This window comes from Candidatus Hydrogenedentota bacterium, assembly GCA_018005585.1.
GTDB lineage: Bacteria > Hydrogenedentota > Hydrogenedentia > Hydrogenedentales > JAGMZX01 > JAGMZX01.
The window spans coordinates 1-20,201 of the sequence record JAGMZX010000112.1 but is presented as its reverse complement, the minus strand read 5'-3'; the positions used below and the strand labels follow the sequence as shown (position 1 = coordinate 20,201).

14 protein-coding genes are annotated in these 20,201 nt (G+C 63.6%); 3 read left to right on the top strand and 11 right to left on the bottom strand.

Features of this window, described 5'->3' with window-relative positions:
* Nucleotides 1–146 precede the first annotated feature (146 nt).
* On the top strand, nucleotides 147–851 hold the full coding sequence (locus KA184_16925; GenBank protein ID MBP8131265.1) for an SDR family NAD(P)-dependent oxidoreductase: 705 nt from the start codon (nucleotides 147–149) through the stop codon (nucleotides 849–851).
* Between the two features lie 30 nt (nucleotides 852–881).
* On the opposite strand, the gene KA184_16920 is transcribed toward KA184_16925, so the two are convergent.
* From KA184_16920 to KA184_16910, 3 genes are all read right to left on the bottom strand, one after another.
* Nucleotides 882–1,277 carry a hypothetical protein gene (locus tag KA184_16920; GenBank protein ID MBP8131264.1) on the bottom strand — a complete coding sequence of 132 codons (396 nt, stop codon included), beginning with the start codon at nucleotides 1,275–1,277 and terminating at the stop codon, nucleotides 882–884.
* 51 nt (nucleotides 1,278–1,328) lie between these two features.
* On the bottom strand, nucleotides 1,329–3,176 hold the full coding sequence (locus KA184_16915; protein ID MBP8131263.1) for a sulfatase-like hydrolase/transferase: 1,848 nt from the start codon (nucleotides 3,174–3,176) through the stop codon (nucleotides 1,329–1,331).
* A gap of 295 nt (nucleotides 3,177–3,471) precedes the next feature.
* Nucleotides 3,472–3,744, bottom strand: a complete 273-nt coding sequence (locus KA184_16910) for a hypothetical protein (protein ID MBP8131262.1) — start codon at nucleotides 3,742–3,744, stop codon at nucleotides 3,472–3,474.
* 283 nt (nucleotides 3,745–4,027) lie between these two features.
* On the opposite strand from KA184_16910, the gene KA184_16905 reads away from it, so the two are divergent.
* Nucleotides 4,028–6,436, top strand: a complete 2,409-nt coding sequence (locus KA184_16905) for a DUF4838 domain-containing protein (protein ID MBP8131261.1) — start codon at nucleotides 4,028–4,030, stop codon at nucleotides 6,434–6,436.
* A 35-nt stretch (nucleotides 6,437–6,471) separates the two neighbouring features.
* Here the strand turns inward: KA184_16905 and KA184_16900 are convergent, their stop codons facing one another.
* The 3 genes from KA184_16900 to KA184_16890 all read right to left on the bottom strand — a co-directional run bounded on the left by KA184_16900 (nucleotide 6,472) and on the right by KA184_16890 (nucleotide 13,696).
* Nucleotides 6,472–8,811: a hypothetical protein gene (locus tag KA184_16900; protein ID MBP8131260.1), complete on the bottom strand. Its 2,340-nt coding sequence runs from the start codon at nucleotides 8,809–8,811 to the stop codon at nucleotides 6,472–6,474.
* Nucleotides 8,812–9,032: 221 nt separating this feature from the next.
* Nucleotides 9,033–11,276, bottom strand: a complete 2,244-nt coding sequence (locus KA184_16895; protein ID MBP8131259.1) for a glycosyltransferase family 39 protein — start codon at nucleotides 11,274–11,276, stop codon at nucleotides 9,033–9,035.
* Nucleotides 11,277–11,530: 254 nt separating this feature from the next.
* Complete coding sequence (locus KA184_16890; protein ID MBP8131258.1) at nucleotides 11,531–13,696, bottom strand: glycosyltransferase family 39 protein; 2,166 nt, start codon at nucleotides 13,694–13,696, stop codon at nucleotides 11,531–11,533.
* A 55-nt stretch (nucleotides 13,697–13,751) separates the two neighbouring features.
* Between KA184_16890 and KA184_16885 the strand changes: the two genes are divergently transcribed.
* Nucleotides 13,752–15,134 carry a cobalamin-dependent protein gene (locus KA184_16885; GenBank protein MBP8131257.1) on the top strand — a complete coding sequence of 461 codons (1,383 nt, stop codon included), beginning with the start codon at nucleotides 13,752–13,754 and terminating at the stop codon, nucleotides 15,132–15,134.
* Between the two features lie 68 nt (nucleotides 15,135–15,202).
* On the opposite strand, the gene KA184_16880 is transcribed toward KA184_16885, so the two are convergent.
* The 5 genes from KA184_16880 to rplJ form a co-directional block, all read right to left on the bottom strand.
* A complete protein-coding gene (locus KA184_16880; GenBank protein ID MBP8131256.1) occupies nucleotides 15,203–16,342 on the bottom strand; it encodes a radical SAM protein in 1,140 nt (379 codons plus the stop codon).
* A gap of 115 nt (nucleotides 16,343–16,457) precedes the next feature.
* A complete protein-coding gene (locus KA184_16875; protein ID MBP8131255.1) occupies nucleotides 16,458–17,684 on the bottom strand; it encodes a hypothetical protein in 1,227 nt (408 codons plus the stop codon).
* Nucleotides 17,685–17,756: 72 nt separating this feature from the next.
* Nucleotides 17,757–18,593 (bottom strand): MoxR family ATPase, encoded by an 837-nt coding sequence (locus KA184_16870; GenBank protein MBP8131254.1) that lies wholly within the window; start codon nucleotides 18,591–18,593, stop codon nucleotides 17,757–17,759.
* 233 nt (nucleotides 18,594–18,826) lie between these two features.
* Complete coding sequence (gene rplL / locus KA184_16865) at nucleotides 18,827–19,249, bottom strand: 50S ribosomal protein L7/L12 (protein ID MBP8131253.1); 423 nt, start codon at nucleotides 19,247–19,249, stop codon at nucleotides 18,827–18,829.
* Between the two features lie 81 nt (nucleotides 19,250–19,330).
* Nucleotides 19,331–19,861: a 50S ribosomal protein L10 gene (gene rplJ / locus KA184_16860; GenBank protein ID MBP8131252.1), complete on the bottom strand. Its 531-nt coding sequence runs from the start codon at nucleotides 19,859–19,861 to the stop codon at nucleotides 19,331–19,333.
* Nucleotides 19,862–20,201: the final 340 nt, after the last annotated feature.

The following is a 20,201-nucleotide window of genomic DNA, read 5'->3' as shown; positions in this document are numbered from 1 at the left end:
AGGTATCGAGGTGGTCGTGATCGACGGGGCAACGCACATGAACGCGATGATGCGCGAGGAATTCGCGGATACGCTGGAACGGTTTCTCTTGCAGCACCAAACCGATGGGGCGTAAGAGGGCGCCGGCACCGGGAGGAAGAGAGAAAATGCCGCTGACACCCTTGAAAGGAAAGGTCGCGGTTGTTACCGGCGGCAGCCGCGGCATCGGCAAGCACATCGCGCGGGCGCTGCACGCGGCGGGCGCGAACGTGGCGATTACTGGCCGTGAAATGCGCACGTTGGAGGCCGGCGCGCGCGAGATCGGCGCGCGGTGCCGGCCCTGCGTGTGCGACCAGCGGAACCCCGATGCCATCCGTATCCTGGCCGAAGCCGTCGTGCGCGACTTGGGCGCGCCGGACATCCTGGTGAACAATGCGGGCGTGTTCCAGGGCGGCAACGTCGTGGATATGCCGCTTGAAGTCTGGAACGGCGTGATCGCCACGAACCTCACCGGCGTATTCCTCACGACGCAGGCGTTTCTGCCGGGAATGATTGAAAGAAAGCGCGGCGATATCTTCATTATCGGTTCCATGAGCGGCAAGAAGGGCGATCCCGGCTGCAGCGCCTACGCCGCGAGCAAATTCGGGCTCCAGGGTTTCTCCCAGTCGCTCCTCTACGAAGTGCGCAAGCACAACATCCGCGTCATGGTGCTCAATCCGAGCAGCGTCGACACGGGCGAAGACACGGGGCCTAAAGAAGGGCCGGGACTGTACCTCCACGCGGCGGACATCGCCGCGACCGTCGTGCATCTGGCGAGTCTTCCCGGACGCAGCCTGTTCCGCGACATGGACATCTGGGGCACGAACCCGTAAGAGGGATTGGGCGCGTCGCCTCGCAGACGGCTATGGGCGCCATTTCGTGTCGCAATCGACGCACCGCACGGAAATCCGCCGCCAGAAGAACGGAAGCAGGAACCCGAGCGTCACGAAGAAAGCCAGAATGACGGGCCATAGGATGCGGCGCGTATTGTTCCCGCCGCAGCGCGGACAGGTCAGGGATGCGTCTTTCTGACCACAGCGCTGTTCCGGCCTGCAAAGGCCAAGGACCTCTACGGCGCATTCGACGTCTTCTTCCGCCACCTGCAGTTTGATGCCGCCTGCCGCGCGGCTATAGATGGGATTGACCGCGGGCAAGAAGGCATCTCCTACATACACGCGAATGCCGTGACCTTCCAGCGCATGACGCGCGAGGTCGGCGTCGTGCGGCAGCGCGCAGGCAGCGATGGTTACAAGCCGCATGGATAACCTCGGGTTGTGTTTCCGCGGGACAATACAACCAGGAAGCCCTCGTTATTCGAGCTTGTGCGTCGCGACGCGCCGGACGTACTCGTTGGAATCCTCGCTGCGGGCCGCCATGGCCTCGCGAGCGGGCGCGGGCAAATCGGGCGTCCGGTCCAAGACGTTCATCGCGTGCAGGCGCACCCACTCGTTGTCGCTGTCGAGTGCCGCGGCCAGCGCGGGCACGGCGGCGGACGCATCCCCGAAGTGACGCAGCGCGTCGCACGCGGCAATGCGCACGCACGGGCACGCATCGGCCAGCAGCGCGTTCAGGCGCGCGCGAACCTCTTCCGTGTTCGCGCCGAGCGCGGTCAGGCCGAGGACCGCCCAATAGCGGACGGCGCTGTCGGCGTCATCCAGACGCGCGACCAGCTCCGGGGCGGCGTCCGGCCCGCGCAGGGGCAGTTGCGCGGTTTCGAGGATGCGCGGCAATGCGAATTCCGTCTCGTCGAGACCCAGTTCGCGAAAAGGCCGGCCCGCGGCGCGGATGTGCATCTCGGATTCCGGGAGGAACCCCAGGTCGCGCGTCTCCAGCAGCCACTCATCGAGCCGCGCGCGCATTCGTTCGAGCGTTTCGCGGTGTTCGGGCGCGTCCGCGAGGTTGTTGACCTCGAAGGGGTCGTTTCCCGTGTCGTACAGCTCCTCGAACGGCTTCGCCGGGCGCATGAACAGGGCCGGCGCCCCGCTGAGTTTGTTTTCCGCGGCGAGACGGCGCCATTCCTGCATCGTGGGCATCTGCTCGCCGTACAGGTTCACCTGCGCGCAGGGCAGGAAAGGCATGAATTGCCGGATGTACTTGAACCGCTTGTCGCGCACCGCGCGCATCATGTCGTAGCGCTCGTCCATGCGGTCCCGGATCGCGTACACGTATTCGCGCGGCGCGCCCGCTTGCGCGCCCAGGAACGGCGCGCCCTGCACATGCGGTGGAACGTCCACGCCCGCGAGACTGAGCACCGTCGGCCCGAAATCCGGGAAGGTTATCAGGCGGCCGGTTGCGGTGCCCGGCGGCGCGGGCGCAAGGGATGCATGGCGGCCCGGAAAACGGACAATCAGCGGCACGTGCAGCCCGGAATCGTAGGGCCACCGCTTGCAGCGCGTCATGCCCGCGCCGTGGTCGGAAAAGAAAAACACGATCGTGTCTTCGGCAAGGCCGTCCTGCTCCAATTCGCGCAGAATGGCGCCCGCCTGCTGGTCCATCGTCGTGATGTTGTCGTAGTAGCGCGCCCAGTCGCGGCGCACGACGGGCGTGTCCGGATGGAACGGCGGCACGGGCGCGCGCGCGGGGTCGTGGCGCATTTCCGGCGTAAAATCCCGCGTTTGCCGTTCGTGCGTTTCGTCCGAATGCCTGATCTGGCTTTCGTGCGTGATCGTAAGATTGAACACGGAGAAGAACGGCTGGCCGGGCGCGCGGTTGCGCCAATGGGCCTTCGCACTCGATTCGTCCCACGCGTTTTTGGGAACGGGGAAGTTGTAGTCCGTCTTTTGATTATTCGAACAGTAATAGCCCGCGTCGCGCAGGTATTCCGTGAAGCAGCGGACGCCCTCGGGCAGCGCGATCTTCGAGCGCATGTGGTGGCTGCCCAGCGCGGACGGGTACATGCCCGTGATCAGGCACGACCGCGCGGGCGCGCACACGGGCGCATTCGAGAACGCGCTTGTATACCGGACGCCCGCCGCCGCCAGCGCGTCCAGGTTCGGCGAACAAGCGTATGCGTCGCCAAAACAGCCCAGATGCGGCCCCATGTCCTCGCAGGTGATCCAGAGGATGTTGGGCCGGTGTTCCGCCGCGGCGGCGCGCCCGCGCAGCAGCGCGCCCGCGGCGCTTGCGCCCAGAATAGACAGGAACTTGCGTCGTTGCATCAGACCATCTGCCTCCGCTGGGAGCCGCCGCGTGCAGTCCATTGCTATTCCTGCATGGCACCGAAGGGCACGGAATACCCGCGGCTCCCCTTCCGTAACCGGCTGATAAGGCTGCGTCCGCGCTCCTGCGCACGCTGTGTCTCTCCAACGAGTTGACTGTCGCGGGGCTGCACTCCGCCGCTGTCAAGGACAGCGCCGGCACGTCGCGGATTGTGCTGCATCCCGAAAGCGAGACGAGCCGGCCGGGGTGTTCCCGCTCCAACGTTGCAGCGGACCACATCGCTCAAGTTCTACTCTACTTCACCGGTCCCGAAACGGGCAACAAGCCGCTCCTCTGCACGGCGTCACCCTTGTCCTGTTGCGTCCCGGCGGATTCAGAATCGTCAGCGTTTTCCGGCGTCGGCCTCGCCAAGGTCTTGCGGACGCCACTCTTTCCATCGGCCAGCAGGCTGGATGCCTTCTCGTCCTCGTCCAGGAAGTTCGCGGCGAACACGCCGCGCAGTCTCGCGAGGTCAACCTTGGCGCTTTTGCCGGTCATCTGCCGCCCGATTTCCCGGCTAATCGCCATGGCGCCCCATCCGTGTGCATGCAACAATTCGACCTTCGCGCGCTCAATTGCGCTAAGATGGGAGCAGAACATCGGAACTTATTTCGGTTTCGGTTCTGGTTTGGTCACTCGCAGCCTGCCGAATGGCTCCCGATGTCGTCGTCTCTGCTCGCTCTGAACCCTCCAACGGGAGAGGGCTCGTGCCCAAATCCTGCGTCAGGCAGCCGCTGTGCGCTTAGTATTAGAATCCAGCGGTATGGTGGCGCGGAGGCTGCGGTTGAAACATGCAAGAAGGAGTCCGTAGATGAGCGCGAAAGGACGCACCGGTTACCGTACAACGAATGGAATGGCCGCGCGCATGCAGGCGCCCGGCGCAGGGGTACTTTGGCGAGCCTTGACGATTCTTTTCACGGTCGCCGCTCTGCCTGCGGGGGCGCTCACGCTGGCGGACGGCGGTCAGGCTGCAGCGGTGATCGTGGTCTGTGACGCGCCGGAACCGGCGGAGCAGACCGCGGCGAAGGAACTCGCCGCATATCTGGGCGCGGTGACCGGCGGCACATTCAACGTCGTTGCGGAATCGCAGGCTGCGGCGCGAGGAACGCGCATTTTCGTGGGACCAACGCAGTTCTGCAAGGCCCTGGGTATCGATGCTGCATCATTCGGGTCTGAACAATGGCTCATGCGAACCGCGGGGGAAGACCTCGTGATCACGGGCGGGCGGCCGCGCGGCACGTTGTATGCCGTGTACCGGTTCCTGGAGGACGTCATCGGCGTGCATTGGTGGAACGCTTATGAGGAGACCGTGCCGCGGCAGTCCACTCTGCGTCTGGACGCAATCGACCGCGCGGGGGCGCCTGTGATTCGATATCGCGATATCTATACTCTCTATTCCAACGACGACGGCCGGTTTGCCGCGCGGAACCGCCTGAACCGCGACGGCGACTCGGGCATTTCGGGCGCATATGGCGGCGACTTGGACTACGGGCCGCCGTATCATGTGCATACGTTCTACATGTACGTCCCGCCGGACACGTATTTCGCCACGCATCCGGAATGGTTTTCGCTCGTAGACGGCCGGCGCGACGCGGACCAGAAACAACTGTGCCTGACGGATACCGGGTTGCGGGTGTATTTTGTTGACAGGCTGAGAACGTATATTGAAGAGTCCCGGGCCGCGGCGCGGCAGAGGAACGAGCCGCCGCCTGTCGTGTTCGACGTCTCGCAGAACGATTGGGGCGGCATGTGCGAGTGCGAGAATTGTCAGGCGATTGCGCTGGCGGAGGAATCGGAGGCTGGCCCGCTGCTGGATTTCGTGAACTACCTGGCGGACGCGGTCGGCCAGGAGTATCCCGACGTCTATATTGACACGCTCGCCTACATGATGACGCAGAAACCACCCAAGTCCATACGTCCGCGCGACAACGTCATCATTCGTCTCTGCGATACGGGAAGCAATTTCACGAGACCGGTCACGGACCCAGCCAACCAGGAATTTCACGATCACCTGCTGCGCTGGGCGGAAATCGCGAAAAACCTGCGGATATGGGACTATGCCGTGACGTATGGGCCGCACTATGGCCTGCCTATGCCGACGGCGCACACGTATGCGCCGGACTACCGCTTCTATGCCGAACATCATGTGGAAGGCGTCTTCACCGAACACGAGTACCCCATACTTGCTGACATGCGGGATTTCAAGGTTTGGATGATGATGAAGACGCTCGAAGATCCGTATCAGGATTATGATGCGCTCGTGCGGACGTTTACGGATGGTTTCTACGGGCCTGCGGGCGGCGTGATCCGGGAATATCTGGCGCGGCTCGAGCAGGCGTCGCAGGCGAAGACAAGCTATTTGAGCATGGGCGCGTCCCCGGTGCAATACCGCTATCTTGACCTGCCGTTCGTGCGCGAGGCGCATGCCCTGTTTGACCGGGCGGAAGAAGTCGTGGCGGGCGACGCCGTGCTGCTGCGCCGCGTGCGATTCGCCCGGCTACCGTTGGACCGCGCGACCATCGTCTTGTTTCCGGCGTTGTTCTCTCAGTGGGTGCGCGGCGGCGGCGCGCCGGAGGAAATGCCGCTGGACCGCGACACGATTGCCGTCCGATGCAAAGACACCTGGAGTGCGCAGGTGGCCTTTCGCATCCCGGAAGGGGGCCGGCCAGACGCCCTCGCCGAAATTGGCGCGGAGTTGGAGCCGCTGCTTGCGCGCCCCGTTTTCGTGAGCATTCCGGAGAAGTTCCGCGCTCTGCCGCCGGGACGCGTCTTCGATTTCACGGCCCAGGCATCACGCAACTGGAATGACGAGGTAAAGCGTGTCCGGGACGCGGAAGCGGAATCGGGCGTCGCCAACCGGCTGGCGCTTTCCAGCACGGACATGGAACGGTATGCGCTGCCCATGCCCTGGGGTCTGTACGATGCTGTGAGCAAGCGGGGTGTTGGGGCGGTGTCCATCAAGCCGGAAGACGTGCCCGGCCCCGGGTATCACTGGTACAAGCTGGGCACGTTCCCTGTGGGGCCGTCCTGCTATGTTTATTTCTTCTGGAGTTGGATCATTCAGGTGGACGTTGGCAGTGCGGCGGACCCCGAACAAGCGGACCAGACATTCGAAATCTGGGCGCGCATCAAGTTTGAAGGGCCGGGATTCCCCCACGGCAAGGCGGAAGCCGGGAACGCGATTTGGGTCGAGCGCGTGGTGCTCGTGAAATCGCCCTGAAACGAGTGCGGAAGGCGGCAAGAGGACCGCGCAATCTAACTTTCCAGGCGTTCCAGGAGCCAGCGGCAGTTGATCACCTTTTCCACGAGGTCCAGGGGAAGGTAGAAGTATTGGCATGACGGTTCAAAGCCAATACGCGAATCTTCCCGCGTCAGCGTGAACAACTCGCGGGCCAGATCGATCTCCGATTCCAGGCGCCGTTTGATCTCCGCGCGCAATCGGTCGCGTTCCTGGGACGTGTCCGGCCCGCCGGACGCGTTCGAGAGGCTGGCCAACGCATCGCGCGCCAGTGTGAAATGGGTCTGGTTGGCCACGGACTGGAAGTGGATGGCCGCCGCGCGGGCGAGGCGGAGGTCTGCCTGAGCTTCGCCTCGCTGTTGCGGGGGGGCCTTATCCACGGCCGCTTGCAGCTCGGCAATGCCGGGTTGCCAGCCCTCGGCGACCTTCTCGAATTGCGCCGCGAACACCTCCGCGGGATAGGGGCCGCGCCACCCGTCCACGTCGTCGTAGGGAATGCCCCACATGGTTGCCGAGTAGCCGGTCCTGGAGGCATAAAGAGGGTTTGCGGGGCCGCATTGGACGGGGGACGTGTAGACCACGCTGATGTGAAACGGGTACTCGCGGTAGGCTTCGCTCATGAGCGACCAGGCCTTGCGCGCATGCGGGGCACCCTCCGGGCCGAACCGCTCCCGCGCGATTTCATCCAACACGAGGCTGGGATTGCGGCAGGGCAGGCCAGTCAATCGCTGCGCAACCTGAAAATTGGGCGAGGGATAGCCTCCCATGGTCCAGCCAATCAGCATGGCGTCGAGCGTCACCGCCTGACATAGATTGTGACAGTGTTCGGCTACGAGGTCCATTACGGGAAGATAAGGCAGGCTCGCGATTTCGCACGTGTTATTGAACTGGATCTCCGTTCCGATCTTCAGCCCGGCTTCTTGTGCGGCCTTCCACTCGCGCGCCGCTCGCGGACCCGGCCCCACGGCCGAAATCGAATACTCGCCCACCGTACTGGCGACGCCGCCGCGCTCGATCGGGAGGCCCCACTCGCTCACCGACATCAGTGTGACCGACTTGGGCAACCGCGCGATGATTTCCGGCGCGTCGCCGTGTCCTTTCCAGCCCCAGTCCGATATGAGCACCCGTGCCGCGCTGTCGCCCCGGTGAACACCCTCTTCGATGGCGGCGACGACCTCCGCGATGATGTCCTCATCGCTGCGTCCCCTGCAATGTTCGCAAGAACGCCAATCGCCGTGAGACGCGCAATTGGTCAGGTTCTCCGATGCGGTGATGGCGTATACCCCGCCCAGGCCGCGCACCTGTTGGAATACATGCGCGAGCGCGTCGACCATCCATTGGCGCACCGCCGGATGAGAGGTGCACAGGGCCGTATATTCAGCTTCGCGGACACCGCCCATTTCGGGACGTCCCTGGAAGAAAGCCGCGGGCATGGCCCTCGGTTCGTTGATGTAAAGGTATATGCGGATTCCGTGCCGGGCCGCCCGCTCGACCAGCACTTGAAGATTGGCCAGGCGCTGCTCATGGTCCTCGCCGAACTCGGGGAACGCCGCGCCACCGGGCGCCATGCCGCGCAGCAGCACTTGCAGCCACACCCCGTTGATCCCGACGGAGGCCAGGCGCTGCAGCAATCCGTCCGGGTAGGGGTTCAGCTCCGGTTGCAGCAGCGGGTCGCCATATAGGGCCACATAGGAGTACACAAGCCGCTGCGTGCGGGAATCGTCTTCTCCGGACGCGGGCGGCGTGACGTGGGGAAGCGGGCTGCCAAGTTGCTGTACAAAGCGAAAACGCGGCTCGGCCGGCCGCCGGAGCTCGTCGCCGAACACTTCCTCGACAACGCGTCGAATATCGGACGCACGGTGTCTTGCATCTTCATCGGGCGGCACATACCGGAGCGGTTCGCACCGTGGTTTCAAGCGGCCCAGCTTGATCCACAGAAAATCCTCCTCCCGCAGCGTGAAGGCCAGCCGTTCCGGCGTCATATCGAGCAATTCCAGGAGCTGATCGTAGGGCAGGAGATGCCAATTGCGGCGAATCAGCGTGGCATAGCCGCGTCTTTCCATTTCCGGAGAAACGGGAGCATCGGCGGGCAGTCCCATGGCCTCCGCCATTCCCGCGACCTCCTGCACGGACACGCCCAGGATTTGCGCCAGCCTGGCTGGCTCGGCCGCGCCCCAATTACGCCAGACAAACGCGTGCACGCGGTCGGGGAAATGGCCGCAAACCAGCGCGGGCGGCGCATCGCCTTCTGGAAGAACGGCCTCCGCGGAGGGGCCGGCGGCCGCGACTGAGCCGACCTCCGCGAAAAGAACAGCCGCGCACACGCACTGCAGGAGGAAACCATTTGGTGTCGCCATATTGCCGCTCCGAAGATTGGACTTGGCCACGGTCGCTGAGCACACGCTTATCCGCAAACCGCCCCGGGCGTCCAGCGGGACGTTTGATTGTCGAGAGCACGACAGAACCCACGCAGTGAACTGTGCCGCAACCACGGGAACGAATCAAGTACCGGTTGCATTTCAGAAGTTTGGCAGGAATTGCGCGCGGATGGTTTGTACGCCGGTTGGCGCGGCGGCGTTCATTCCCGGGGACGGCAGCAGGCGTCGTGCAGTGCGGGAGCGAAGAACACGCCCATCTGGTCCAGTCTTCGAATGTGGCCGCAAAGGGTCTCCGGATCACGGGTGCGGGTCAGCGCGTTTATGAGCGGTGCAAGGACAGGGCCGAGCCCGCGGTGCATTTCCGCGGCGCGCGTGAGCATTGCCTGGGCCGCCGGAATATCTTGCCTCGTCAAGGAGACGGCGGCGAGGGCAACTTGCAGGAGGCCAAAATCGGGGTATTCCGTTTCGGCCCGCCGGGCCAACGCTATCGCAAGGCCGGTATGCCCGCGCCGGGCGAGGTCCATCACGGGCGCGAGGTAGCAGAACTTCGAACTCAGTGGAAATAGGTCGAGAGGCCAGTGGTCCAGCGATTCCCGCAAGGCTTGGGTCAGTCCCTCTTGCCGAGCGACGTCAAGGTCTTTGAAACCCAGCTCCCTCAATACCGCCGGGTAGTCAATCGGCCGTAGCGGCGAGAGCCAGGGATACCCGCCCGGGGTCAACTCGGGCACGGGCAGCCCCAAGCCGCGCGGTTCGGCCTTGCCTCTTTCCACGCGGCATATCACGACGTTGTAATGTCCGGGAAACTCCTCGAAGGTGGCTGTCAGACCCCTTTGCTCCAGGGACTGCTTCAGCGAGGCGACAGGGTTGAAGGTGGGGAAGATCCATTGCAGGAAGGTGCGCGCGAAGACGACCCAAACGCGTTTGCGACCGGGGTCCGGATTCGCGACGGGCGCCTCAAGCAGTCGCACACAGTCGTCGCAGGCGGCCTGAAAGGTGCGGACCTTGGTGAAACGCGACGGAGACGCGAGATAGTGCCGTAGTTCGTCTTCGGGCCAGAGCAGTTCGAAATGAAGAACTTGGTCGTCCGGCCCCCACTGCTCGCGAATACTTGCCGCGGCTGCCTTCCAGTTGGTGCGGGTCACTTCGGGCAGAAACACCAGCAGCTGGTACGCGTACAGGCCCAGCAGCAGCAGGATGCCGCACTTCCGGGCCGCTGCGGGCAGAGCCGTCAAACCCGCGCCCACCATAGTGTACAAGGCTATCTGATTGTACATCGAGTACATGGGGCACATGGCCACACGATGCAGCAAGACCTCAAAGGCGGCGAGCAGAAGTCCCGGCAACGCTAACAGCAGGAACAGGAACGTCAGAGACTCGCGTTCCTGCCGGGCCGTTGTGCGGGCGCTCACGTCGTCCGCGGGGTCGTGCAAAGGGGCGGTCATGTGTGTCGCGGTCTTCGGAAGGCCTTTCCGGTCCTTCAGCAGGTTACCCGCCAACCGCACGAGGGACCAGGCGACCGCGCCCGTGAACAAGGCGAGCAACAGCGGATCGAGCCAACGGCCCCACGGTATCAGGGCGGGAAACCGGGCAGTTGCGGCGCCCGCAGGATGGGTCTTCCAGGCGGGGAGGATATCGCTGTGGTAACGGACGATGTCGCCGCCGGCGATATTGCAGAAGATCTCCCACGCGCTCAGCCCCGGCGAGTAGAAATAGTGCGTATAGGGTATGCCAAGCATCCAGACGGCCCACGGCGTCAGGAGCAGCAATTGGGCTGCGCTCCATCCCGCCAGGCGCCGCGGGGAGCGCCGGGAGAAAATCAGCAAGAAAAGCCCCTCGATGAGGATTAGAAGGACGGAGAAGAGGTGCGACCAGGCCAGGAGCGTGTTCGCCGTTAGATTGGCCAACCACCATATGCGTCGGTTTTCCCCATAGGCACGCAGGAAAGTCCAGACGGATATGGTGGCCAGGAGTAAGACGAGTTCGTAAGTGCGCAGTTCCTGCGCATGCCAGATGTGCTGAGGCGACAGGGCAAGGCACAGGGCGGCGATGCGAGCCGCCTTCCTCCCGGCAAGGCGCCGCGTGAGCCCGTAGAGCAGCGGTATGGCGGCGAGCGAGATCACGACGGGTAAAAGCCGCAGTCTCTCCGGGGAGAATCCGACGGCGCGGGCCGAATAGTACTGAAGGATGTAATACAACGGCGAGCCCATCTGCTCAGGCGCCACGGTGCCGAGCAGGGTGATGTGCGCGCCGAGGCCGGGGGCTTGCAGATGCCGGAAGGCCAGGAACTCATCGAGCCACAACGACTGTTCGTCGAGGCGGTAGAAGCGCAGTGCGACCGCCAGGAGAACGATGGCCAGCACTACAAACGCCTCTCGGAGACAACGTCTGCCGCCGGCTCGAGGGCGCACCGCCGCCGGGTCCGCTTGGATGTCCGCCAAAGCCATGAGGCGGCTTTCTCCCAGGCGCCGCCCTCATCCGCCGGCAGCGCCGATAAGACGCGTCGAATTGCGCCAAGTATAGCGGGAAGCGGCAAGTGCCGTCCAGAGTCCGGATGACGTCGCAGGCGGCCGGGCTGCCTCGTTCGAGGCTGTATGCCCTTTGCACGAGACTGCAAACTGTGGGGATGGAGGTTCGGTGCCGAGCGGGGCCGAAGTGCGTTACGGCGACGTGACGAAGGTATCCCGGTGGCCCGGCGCGTCTACTCACGGGGGACGCGGTTCCAGCGCGCGCCCTGCAATTCCGCGGCGAACCGGGAGCCGCCCGCCCGCATGCGAAGCACTTCGGGCACCCAGGCGCCCAGTTTATCCAGACGCGCGAGCGCCGCACCCGCCGCACTCGCCGCGCTCCCGACGTAGAGCCCGTCCAACAAGTCCGCATACAGTTGAAAGAAACGGACACGGTCCAGGTCAAGCGCTGTTGCGTACGCCGTCATGGCCGCCTCGACCGCATCCTGTTCCCAAAGGCTGATGGCAAGGGCGAAGTAGCCCAGAGCGGAGTTTGGGCGCGAAGCGATGGCCGCGTGCGCGAATCGTTCCGCCAGCTCTGGAAAGCCCTCGTCTGCTGCGGCGATCGCAGCAAGCGACCAGCTGATCGCGCCCGCGGGCGGCTGATTTCCGAGGAACCAGGGGAGCGCGGCTCTTTCCTCCGGGGTCAGCGCTTCCGCCAGTTCCCGGGGTAGCAGCCCGGCCGTCTGCGTGCTGCCGGGCCAACAATCGGAGAGGACGACATCCTCCCGCGCGGGGGGGTGGGGAGAACGCTGGATTTCGTACAGGGCCAGGCCTCCCATGCCGGGGAAGAAGCGCTTGGTAAACACGAGTCCCTGGGCGTGCAACATGGCTTCAAAACGTTCCATCGGCAAAGGAGGATAATCATACATCACGACAATCACGGCCCATACGGTTCGTTGCGGGTCAGCTGCGCCGTACGTATTCAAGAAGCGTGCGCTCTTTCTGCATATGGATTGCAGCGAGTACGCGGGAAGAACTTCGGTGCGGAGCTTCGGTGCGTTTGCGCGGAAGTTGTCAGTCGAATATATTCGGCCCCGGACAAGGATGAGGTCGTCCTGGTTCGCTTCCGCTTCGAGCAATCGGGCGGCCGAAGCCCAGTCCACCCCCATCGAACCAGGCAGGACGAGCGAGAGTTGATAGCCGTAAATGAGCAACAGACCAGAAATTGCGGCCCGCCGGAACCAGGGCCGGGGTATAGCCGCCAGTGCTGCGCCTGTGACGATATAGAGGGCATGCGAGCCGTAAGGCGTGTACTGGGCCTGCAAGCAGGGCCGCACCACATACGATAAGAGGGCCAACACCAGTACCGGAACGAGAGCCAGGAACAACAGCAGGCTCCAATCAGGCGGAACGGAGTCCTGCGCGCGCGCGCGGCAGGCGGCGCGGAGAATGAGCCACGTGACGCAGATGACAACGAATGCGGCCAGCGCACGGTTCATCCATCCGTCGAGCGTGGTTCCGCGGCGGAATCCGTCGTAAGGGTCCGAAATTTCCGGGGAACGGTGTGAGGTCCAGAACAACCAGGGTTGGCTGAGCGCGATCGCGTCGTCCGCGAAGGTGTCTACGAGCACGGTGGCTGGATGCACTTCAAACGCGTCTTCGCCAGGCGCGGCGACATAGGGGAACTGGGGATAGAGCCACGCCAGTGGAACGACCAGGGATATCACCTGTGGAAGGGACCACCAGAGGAAGACCTTGAAGCGTCTCTTGCCCGCGAAACGGCTGGAGGCCAGCAGGAACAAGCCCTGTGCAAACCACAGGAGCGTGGCCATGATATGCGTGAAAACCATCAGGATATTGTTTGCGAGGTTCAGGGTCCACCAGCGGCGCCCCCCCCCTCGCGCCGCACACAATAACCCGTACAGGGAAAGCAGGCCCATGACCTCGAACATGGCGTTGTAGCACATGATCCGTGCGTAGATGAGGTGGAATGGCGAAACCGCGGTCAGCAGGGCAGCGAGCAGGCTGGCGCGGCGCCCGGAGAAAAGCCGGGCTACCGCATACACCAACGGGACCGTGGCGGCGCCAAGACTTACGGAAAGCATGCGGATGCTCCACGCGCTCGCGCCGAAGAGCCAGACCCAGGCATATTGAACGAGAAAATAGAAGGGGAGGTGGTCCGGGGCAAAGAAACGCCGCTGCGGGATGTAGCCGTCTAACAGGGGGCCGCCAAGGAATGAGAAGTTCATGTAGTCGTCACTCGATACCGACACCTCTTCCAGCCGGTACAAGCGCAAAGCCAGCCCCAGCCCCGTCAGCGCCAAGACCGCGGCGCAGCCCCCCCAGTTCACGGTCCGGTCACCGCAGGGTTTCCCCGAATGATGATCGCTTGGCACCATGCCATCGGCGTCTGCCATCCGTTCCAGTTTCCCTTCTTGAAACCCCTTGTTTCACACCGTATAGTATACCGCCATGCGTGTGGTCCTGCTCAACAGTTGTGTTGTTTCCCGCCCCCGGGACCGCATGGAACGGCAATGGTCGATCGCGCAAGTGGGGACGGCCAGCATCGCGGCGTTCCTGCGCGAGAGGGGGTGTGACGTCCACGTCCTGGACGCCCGGTTGCACAAAGACACGGCGGAAACCCTCGCGGCACGTGTCGCCGGGCTGAAACCAGCCTATGTCGGCATGACGGCCATCACGGAAGAGATTTGCGACGCGGCGGCGGCCGCTGAAGCAATCAAGCGGCGCGACCACGCGATTACGACGGTCATAGGCGGTCCCCATGCGACCGCGCTCAGCACGCAGACGCTGGAGGAGTTCGATGCCTTCGATGTTGCCGTGGCCGGCGAAGGCGAAATCCCGATGGCCGAATTGGCTGGAGGCCGCCCCATGCACGCGATTCGCGGCATCGCCTACCGGGGTGAAAACGGCGAGCCGGTGGCGACGCCTCCGCACGAGCAGACCGTGCCCCTCGACGATTTGCCATTGCCTGCATGGGACCTCTTCGCATTGCACCGCTATCAAGCCCCGGTTTCGGTGGAGTTCCTGCGGGGGTGCCCGTTTGCATGCTCCTTCTGCTTCCGGATTCATGACCGCCAAGTCCGGTACAAGTCCCCGGCCAGAGTGCTCGATGAACTGGAATACCTGGCGCGCGCCTATCCCGTCCCGGAATGGTATTTCTCGAGTAACGGGTCGTGGCCGCTCGGCCGACGCCATGCCACTGAAATATGCGAAGGCATTCTTTCCCGCGGCATAAGGATGCGCTGGTGCACGTCGACGCGCGTGGATATCGTGGATGAGCCGCTGCTGGCCCTGATGCAGCGAGCCGGATGCACCTTCATCGATTTTGGCATCGAATCGGGTGACGCCTGCCTGCTGGGCCAATCCGGTAAGGGCACGGACCCCGGCCAGGCCGAAGCCGCCATCAAGACCTGCTATCGGCTCGGGATCGAGACCGAACTCGACTTTGTGATTGGGCTCCCCTATGAAACCCCCCAATCCCTTGAAAAGACCCGGCAGCTGGCCATCCGGCTCAGGCCTTATTCCACGCTGGCCAATTTCGCGATTTTCGTGCCGTTTCCGGGAACACGTGCCTGTGAGATGGCTGAGCGCTCCGAGGGGGGCGTCCGCGTAAGGACTACCGATTGGCGCGAGTATACCAAACAGATGGGCTGTGCCATCACACACGACGCCTTCCCGGACGGCGGCTTGACCCGCTATCAGGGGCGGTTGTACCTCACCTACTACTTGGGTTCACCCCGCAAGGTTCTTCAACTTCTGCGGTCCAGGAACGGCCGCAGGGTGCTCGATGTGCGGCGGGCACTCCAGTTGCTCGGGCGGTTCCTGCCCCGTTAAACCCGCTGCCCGGTCTCCTTCATGCAAGCGCGTGACACGCGCGCAGATGCGCGTCCGCGCGTGCGGACTCATTCGTCGCGCCTCCCGAAATAGAATCCCATGTCTTTCCAAGTCTGCAGGAAATCGCGCACCAGCGATACGGGACGTAAGCGGATGCTCAATTCCGCGTTGGCCGTGTCCCAGCACGGACTGTCGCAATGGCAGACGGCGCGGCGCGCCTCCTGCAGACCGCGGCCGCGCCAGATCTGCTCCAACGGCATATCGCGCACGGAGGCGACGCCCTTCATGTCGGAACACGGGGCGACCATGCCCACGGGGTCGACGGCGGCCGTGGCATAGCCGGCCAGACAGCGGAACCTCGGGGGCTCGCGATAGAGGTCGGTGATGCGCGCGAGAAAGAGGGGCGAGGTGGTCAGGAGCCGGCTTCGGGCAATGGCGGCGCGCAGACGGTCCAGCTCGACCGCGAGCGCTTCGAGGTCCTTGTGCTCAAACAAGAGCGAACCCCACTGCAGGAGACTCTTGCGTTTGTGCAGGAGATTCGTGTGAATGGGCGCGAATTTGAGCTGGCGTACGCCGAGGGATTCCGCGAATGGCACCATCTCAGCCATGCAGCGGAAGTTCTCCGTCGTAATCACATGATTGATGCCGACGTTGACGTTTGGCGCGAATTCGCGCAACAGGCGGATGCCGTTCAGGGCGCGCTCGAAATTGCCGCGGCCCCGGATGCGGTCATGCAGCTCCGGCTCCGGCGCTTCCAATGAGATGGAGATGGTATGTGCGCCCGATTGCCCGAGCCGGGCCGCGTAATCGCGGTCAATCAGCACGCCGTTCGTGCAAATGTGGACTGCAATGCCACGGCCCGAGGCGTACTTGGTCAAATCGATCAGGACGTCGGGCCGCAGCAGCGGCTCACCACCGGAGATGACCACGAAGACGGTGCGCAGCGTGACCGCGGAGTCGATCACGGCTTTCCATTCATCCAGCGTCAGCTCCGGAACGGACGCAATCTCTTGTTCGAGCAGGCAAACCCCGCAGGTCCGGCACCGGAGGTTGCAGTGGTACGTGATGAATAGCAGCAACACGGGGGCGAAATGGGGCCTGGTGTGCAGGCGGCGGCTTACGAGGACGTCCGTCACCGTGAGCGCATTCTTGGCCATCACTCGCAGGCGCCAGAGAGCGCTCGCCCGAATTTTATCCGTCAGGCTCATGTCAACCTTTCTTGAACACCCCTGGTCCGTGCCGTAAGTCTACACCGGGCTCAGCCTCCGGGCCAAGGATGGTCGGGGAAGGCGGCAAAAGAGGATGGGATGCGCTGGCGGACCCTCACTTCTCGCTGAGGAATTCGACCATGCCTCTGATACCGCCGAGGGTCATGTCCTCCATGTGGAAGAGGCTGCGGATGCGGTTGAGCGTGTACGCGCCGTAGGTGGTTTCCCATTGGTCTCTTGGAATGGGATTGAGCCAGCAGGCGTGGCGGAAGCGTTCAGCGATACGGTGGAGCCAGTAGAGGCTGGGCAGTTGCGCCGCGCCGCCCCAATAGGCCATCGCGCCGCCGGGCAGTTCAAGCTCCTCGGGGGCCATGGCCGCATCGCCGAAGAAGACGAGGCGCGTGTCCTGACGGCGGCTGAGCAGTGCCTCGGTTGGGAAGGCGCGGACGCGCCGGAAATCGGCCCAGACCTTTTCGTATATGGTGTTGTGAAAGAAATAGGTGGTCAGGTCCTCGAAACGCTCGTGCAGTTTCGTAAACAGCATCTGCGTAAGCTGGATGAAGGGGCGCATCGAGTAGCCGCCATTGTCAATGAGCAGTACGACGCTGATCTTGTCGCGCAGGTCGCGCTCGAACACGAGGTCTATCTCGCCGCCGTTACGCGCGGTGCGGCGGACGGTTTCGTCGAGGTTGAGCCGGTCGCGCGGGCCTTCGGCCTTCATGTGCTTCATCGTCTCGAGGGCCTGGCGCAGGTTTTCCTCGCGCAGGGTCGCCGCGTCCGAGTATCGGATGTAACGGCGGTCGCCGATGACCTTGAGCGCGCTGCGCCCTTGCGACTCGCCGTACACGCGCACGCCGCCGGCCGCGTTGCCCGAATGGCCGAAGGGCGAGTTGCCGCCCGTGCCGACCCAGCGGCTGCCGCCGTGGTGTTCCTCCATCTGCTGGCGCACCGTGTCCCAGAAGCGGCGCATGAGCTCCTCCGGGTCCATTTCCCATACCGCGCGCGGCGGCAGCTTGCCCGCGCGCACCTGTTGTTCGAGCCACTCGCGGAACTGCTTCGTGTGGAACAGCTCGGGGTCGCCCTCGGCCACGGGCGGGAGGTCGATGCCGAAGAAATAGAGGGCAAACGCGCGCTCGTAGGCGTCTATATGCTCGCTGCGGCGCACGAAACAGAGCCGCGCGAAGACGAACAATTCGTCCAGATTCGTGACCAGGCCCTTTTCAAGGCCCTGGTTCAGCTCAAGCAGGTCCTTGACGCTCGCGGGCACGCCGTAATCGCGCAGCAACGCGGCGAACTCGGCAAACAACGCGTTTGCGTCCGGGATTTTTCGCGCATTGGCCATGAAAACCGGGTGTCTCCTGCCCACGCCTCTGCTCGTGTCCGCCCGCCAAGCGAAACGTGCACTGCAAACCGCTCAATAATACGCCCGCCGGGGCCCGTCGCCTTTGCGGAAGCGCTGGATATCGCCGGCCCGCTTGAGCAGGACGCCGATCAGCGGCATATCCTGCGGGTCCGGGATACGGCCGGCGATTTCGAGCGCGCCGACCCAATTCAACAACTCGCTGGTGGCGGGAGGCTTTTCGAAACCGCGCGCGCGCAAATCGTAGAAGATGTCGATGGCCGCCTTCAGCAGCTTCGGGTTTGTGTCGGGGTAGTGCAGATTGATGATGCGGCGCATGTCATCGGGCGACGGGAACGCGATGTGGTGACAGAAGCAGCGGCGCAAGAACGGGTCGGACAGTTCCCGCTTCGCGTTCGACGTGATGAAGATGGCCGGGCGCACCTTGGCCTTGATGGTCTCGTTCACCTCGCGGATGGTGAACTGGCACTCGTCCAGGATATCGAGCAGGTTGTCCTGCACATCCGATTCCGTTTTATCGATTTCATCGAGAAGCAACACGACCTTTTCGTCCGCGCGGAAAGCGCGTCCGATAGGGCCCCAGACAACGTAGTCGTAGAAGTTGTCCACGCTGCGCCCGGTCTTGCCGCTGCCGAACCGGGCATCGTTGAGACGCAGGACCGTGTCCTGCGTGTAGCAGGCTTCCTCGCCCTTGATCGTCGATTTGCAGCGGAGCACTTCGAGCGGCATGCCGAGTGACCGGGCCGTCTCGAAGGCCAGTTGCGTCTTCCCCGTGCCCGCCTCGCCGGTCAGGATGATCGGCTTCTCCATCGCCAGCGCCATATTGACGATGGTGCGCAGCTCGGGGTCGAGGTAGTACTTGTCGGTGCCCTCAAACACGTAGGTTTTCATGCAGCAAGATACTCCCATGCAATTGTCCGTCTGCGATATGCGCCGCCGGGTCATTCGATGGATTGTATCGGATATCCCGGTCCTTCGGCCCGTGCCGGACACGGCACGTCAACGCCCGCGCAGGCTCACTGCAGGATTGGACGCATATGCCAGCCGCGTGACGGAGGGAAGCGCATCGCGGCCGGCCCTGCAACGGCCGGCCGCGATGAAAAGAGGCGCCGGTGTGGCGATGATCAGCCGACGGGCTTGATCTCGATGACCGCGCCGACCGCTTCCAGCGTTTCCTTGATCTTCTTGGCTTCGTCGTCCGCCACGGCCTGCTTGACGGGGCTCGGGCAGCCATCGACGAGGTCCTTGGCTTCCTTCAGGCCGAGGCCGGTCAATGCGCGGACCTCTTTGATGACCTGAATCTTCTGCGAACCGTGTTCCTTCAGGATGACGTCGAAGGAGGTTGGCGCTTCTTCGACCGCTGCCGCTTCGCCGCCGGCCCCGGCCATCATTGGCATTGCGCCCATCATCATGGGGGCGGCCGCGGTCACGCCGAAGGTCTCTTCGAGGCCTTTTACCAGTTCGCTCAACTGCAGCACGGAGAGCTGCTTTACTTGGTCGATAATCTGCTGTACTTCCGCCGACAGCGTCAGGGTTTCTTCCGACATGGGTTCCTATTCTCCTGTGATTCATGCGCGGCGCGTGCGGCCGCGCTGACGGTTTTCCGGTCCAAACATGGCGCGGCCTGCTTACGCGGCCTGCGCCCCTTCTTCCTTCTGTTTACGAATCTGGTCCACCACGTTTGCCAGATTGCGCGGCAGCGCACTGAGTGCGCCGACGAGATTGCGCAGCGGCATGGCGATCACGCCCACGACCTGCGCGCGCAACTGGTCTATCGACGGGAGGTCCGCCAATGCCTGGAGCTGCGCCTGACCGACCACGCGCCCGCTGACGATGCCGCCCGACATGGCCACGGCATCCACCTGTTTGTGGAAATCTTTCAGGATTTTTGCCGGCACCACCGGGTCTTTCGAGAAAGCCCACGCCGTGGGACCCTCCATAAAGCCGGCTGCACGGTCGAGTCCGAGTTCCCGCAACGCGATGGTTGCGAGCGTGTTCTTGTAAACCTTGAAGTCCACGCCCGCTTCCCGGAAACGCTTGCGCAATTCCGTCACTTGGGCGACGGTAACCCCCACGTACTTTGTGAGAATGGCCACCTCGTTTTCCTGAATGCGCTGCTTAAGTTCCGCTACTGCGGCTTCCTTCTCTGGTCTTGCCAATCTGCTCACCTCCTTTCCCTTGGCATGAAAAACGTCCCGCGCCATCGAATGACGGCGCGGGACATGGAAAGGTCTCAGTGATTTCCACGCCTCACGCAACGTCTCGGCAGGCTGATTTAAGGCCTCGCGGCCGCCGGCTGTCTTCGACGCGCGGATCGCGTTCTGTGGGGCGGACTATAACAGAGCGCCCGCGCGCGCGTCAAATACCGAATCCGCGCCTTGCCGTCGGCGTTTGACTTTGACGCCGTCGCTTTGCTCCAATAAGCGCTCCGCCGACTGCCGGACAACGGGCGGGGTGCTCTATCTGCCCGCGGTCCCTTGTCATGGCGCTTGACCCACG

Excerpts from the sequence above, each read along its gene's own strand:
- KA184_16925 (MBP8131265.1), top strand. The coding sequence starts at position 147 with ATGCCGCTGACACCCTTGAAAGGAAAGGTCGCGGTTGTTACCGGCGGC.
- KA184_16875 (MBP8131255.1), bottom strand. The coding sequence starts at position 17,684 with ATGGCCAATGCGCGAAAAATCCCGGACGCAAACGCGTTGTTTGCCGAG.
- KA184_16910 (MBP8131262.1), bottom strand. The coding sequence starts at position 3,744 with ATGGCGATTAGCCGGGAAATCGGGCGGCAGATGACCGGCAAAAGCGCC.
- KA184_16920 (MBP8131264.1), bottom strand. The coding sequence starts at position 1,277 with ATGCGGCTTGTAACCATCGCTGCCTGCGCGCTGCCGCACGACGCCGAC.
- KA184_16880 (MBP8131256.1), bottom strand. The coding sequence starts at position 16,342 with ATGAGCCTGACGGATAAAATTCGGGCGAGCGCTCTCTGGCGCCTGCGA.
- KA184_16870 (MBP8131254.1), bottom strand. The coding sequence starts at position 18,593 with ATGAAAACCTACGTGTTTGAGGGCACCGACAAGTACTACCTCGACCCC.
- KA184_16895 (MBP8131259.1), bottom strand. The coding sequence starts at position 11,276 with ATGGCTTTGGCGGACATCCAAGCGGACCCGGCGGCGGTGCGCCCTCGA.
- KA184_16890 (MBP8131258.1), bottom strand. The coding sequence starts at position 13,696 with ATGGCAGACGCCGATGGCATGGTGCCAAGCGATCATCATTCGGGGAAA.
- rplL (MBP8131253.1), bottom strand. The coding sequence starts at position 19,249 with ATGTCGGAAGAAACCCTGACGCTGTCGGCGGAAGTACAGCAGATTATC.
- KA184_16900 (MBP8131260.1), bottom strand. The coding sequence starts at position 8,811 with ATGGCGACACCAAATGGTTTCCTCCTGCAGTGCGTGTGCGCGGCTGTT.
- KA184_16915 (MBP8131263.1), bottom strand. The coding sequence starts at position 3,176 with ATGCAACGACGCAAGTTCCTGTCTATTCTGGGCGCAAGCGCCGCGGGC.
- KA184_16885 (MBP8131257.1), top strand. The coding sequence starts at position 13,752 with ATGCGTGTGGTCCTGCTCAACAGTTGTGTTGTTTCCCGCCCCCGGGAC.
- KA184_16905 (MBP8131261.1), top strand. The coding sequence starts at position 4,028 with ATGAGCGCGAAAGGACGCACCGGTTACCGTACAACGAATGGAATGGCC.